Origin of the sequence: Bacillus sp. AFS001701, from assembly GCF_002559405.1 — a bacterium.
In the GTDB taxonomy this organism is placed as follows: Bacteria; Bacillota; Bacilli; order Bacillales; family Bacillaceae_G; genus Gottfriedia.
This window is the reverse complement of record NZ_NTZO01000418.1, coordinates 1-2452: the sequence shown is the minus strand read 5'-3', so window position 1 is coordinate 2452 and position 2452 is coordinate 1. Positions and strand designations below refer to the sequence as shown.

Annotated in this window: 3 protein-coding genes; 2 read left to right on the top strand and 1 reads right to left on the bottom strand. The window is 31.5% G+C overall.

All coding sequences use genetic code 11. The features are described 5' to 3' along the window. Positions 1-125: 125 nt before the first annotated feature. On the bottom strand, positions 126-740 hold the full coding sequence (locus CN514_RS20395) for a hypothetical protein (RefSeq protein WP_098234156.1): 615 nt from the start codon (positions 738-740) through the stop codon (positions 126-128). A gap of 250 nt (positions 741-990) precedes the next feature. Between CN514_RS20395 and CN514_RS20390 the strand changes: the two genes are divergently transcribed. Together CN514_RS20390 and CN514_RS20385 are read left to right on the top strand one after the other, a co-directional pair. Then, entirely contained in the window at positions 991-1146 is a 156-nt protein-coding gene (locus tag CN514_RS20390; protein ID WP_025671048.1) for a XapX domain-containing protein, read from the top strand. 100 nt (positions 1147-1246) lie between these two features. Next, the gene (locus CN514_RS20385; RefSeq protein WP_098234155.1) at positions 1247-2425 is read left to right on the top strand and encodes a NupC/NupG family nucleoside CNT transporter; all 1179 of its coding nucleotides are present in this window, start codon (positions 1247-1249) and stop codon (positions 2423-2425) included. Positions 2426-2452: the final 27 nt, after the last annotated feature.

Genomic DNA, 2452 nt, shown 5'->3' with positions numbered 1-2452 from the left:
TAAATTTATATAAAAATGAATTTAAACATCAATAATTTTCGACTAAATTTCGTTTTCGCTATTGGCCGTTTTATATTTCAACAATCTGAGAGCCACCTTACTTAGAAAGTGGGATTTATTTATTTTTAGGAAGAGTAAGAACTATATGAACTTGAATGTCTACGATGGTGGCGTCTGGATGATGAAGAGTGTCTGTAATGATGCCTTGAGGATGAGTGATCATGACGTCTTCTTTGTTTGCGGTTTCGTCGATTGGAACTTCCAAATAAAGATTTAAAAAAGCGTAGCTTGAGAGTTTCTTCTTCAATAGAAAATCGTCCGACGTCAACGATTCGAACCTCGCCGTCATTTGATAACATTAAATTATGATTATGTAGGTCAAATGCATTTAAACCTGCAATTTGAGCATCAAATATCGCCTGATTAATCTCTGTTTCATATTGCTTACGTAAATTTTTACTGTGTCCATCTAATTGATAAAAAGTTTCACCAAATATACGATCACTTACCATAAAATCATTTGTAAATGCATGTACTTTTGGATAGTATATACTCCGCTTTAGAAGGTGAAGTTTCATACCATCATCTCGACTTTTCCCATCTTCCTTAAATACTTTTATTACATAATTGTCTCTAGTAAAAACATCTCCATCTTTTCCGCTTGCTAAGTATTCAAAGTGATCTTCATACTCACCATATAAAGTAAAATCATGAATTTCTTGCAACAGTGATTGTTTCATTCAAAAGCCCCTTTCATCTTGAAAATATTCAAAGTGATTAAGTTTAAAATTTTCTTTACAAATATATTCTTTAAAAATATTCTTTTTACCTACCAACCATTTGATTTACAAAAAAAGTTTTCTTATGTGGAATAATTTGTATTAGCTAGGATTTTTGGGGATAATACCCTATTAACAGAGAAGATTGGCGTTCAGTAATTTGTATCAATCGTAATATCAAAAAGTGTTGAACATAAAGGAGTTAGTAAATGTGCATGAAATAATTATGAGCTTAATCGCAGGTTTAATTGTTGGAGTTGTATTTACTCTCATTAAATTACCAATTCCCGCACCACCTGTATTTTCAGCAATTTGCGGGATTATAGGTGTGTGGGGTGGCATGAAATTAGTTCAGCTATTTATATAAATAAACCTTACTTTATTTAATGATATTTTTATACTGATTGGAAACAATAAGATTGCAAATTAGAAATTATTCTACGATTTTGTAGTTTGGAGGAAAATAAATGTCATATATTATCGCAATCATTGGCATTATCTTGATACTTATTATTTGTTGGCTAATGTCTAATGATAAAAAGCACATTAACTATAAAGCTGTTGCGATTATGTTAGTGGTTCAATTGATTTTAGCATGGTTTATGCTAAAAACCTCAATTGGAAGAACAGTTTTACAAAAAATCGTCTCTTTCTTTAATAAAGTTTTATCTTTTGGTAACGAAGGTATTTCATTTGTATTCGGTGATTTATCGACAAAGGGTTATTTCTGGATTAACGTATTAATGATGATCATATTCGTATCTTCATTATTATCAATTTTGACTTACACAAGAATACTACCGTTAGCAATTAAATATATCGGTGGTGCAGTTGCAAAAGTTACAGGATTACCAAAGATTGAGTCATTCGTTGCTGTAAATAGTATGGTATTCGGTGATACAACAGCAATTCTTTCTGTTAAAACTGAATTACATAAACTTACACCTAACCGATTATTTGTTGTTGTTACATCTTCGTTAGTAGCGGTGTCATGTTCAATCTTAGGTGCATATATGCAAATGATTCCCCCTGAATATGTACTAGTTGCACTGCCAATCAACGTGTTCTCTGGTTTAATTCTTTCTTCAATGGCATGTCCTGTTACATCAGAACAAGATGAAGATATTAATGTCAAAGAAATGATTAAAGAAAAGTCATTATTTGAAGCCATCGGTAACGGTGCACTCGATGGTGGTAAAGTTGCCTTAATTGTAGGTGCAATGTTAATAACCTACATTGGTTTACTTGCAATGATTAATTTCGTATTCAATGCGATTATCGGAATGACATTTACTGAAATTTTAGGATATGTTTTTGCACCGGTTGCTTTCATCATGGGTATCCCAACAGATGAATTAGTACGATCAGGATCTATTATGGGTACAAAAGTTGCTGCAAATGAGTTTGTCGCAATGCTTGATTTCCAAAAAATCATTCCTAATTTAACAACAAAAACTGTAGCGATTGTATCATCATTCTTAGTATCATTTGCTAACTTTTCATCAATTGGTATTATATATGGTGCGATTGCTGCAATTGATAAAAAACAATCAGAGCTTTTTGCTAAAATTGGTTTAAAAGTATTATTAGTTGCTACGCTAGGTTCAGTTTTAACAGGAACGATTGTAGGATTATTTGTACGATAATAATTTAATTCAAACTATAACAAAACA

What these genes read in the sequence shown, in the direction of transcription:
- CN514_RS20385 (WP_098234155.1), top strand. Translation starts at nt 1,247, where the DNA reads ATGTCATATATTATCGCAATCATTGGCATTATCTTGATACTTATTATT.
- CN514_RS20395 (WP_098234156.1), bottom strand. Translation starts at nt 740, where the DNA reads ATGAAACAATCACTGTTGCAAGAAATTCATGATTTTACTTTATATGGT.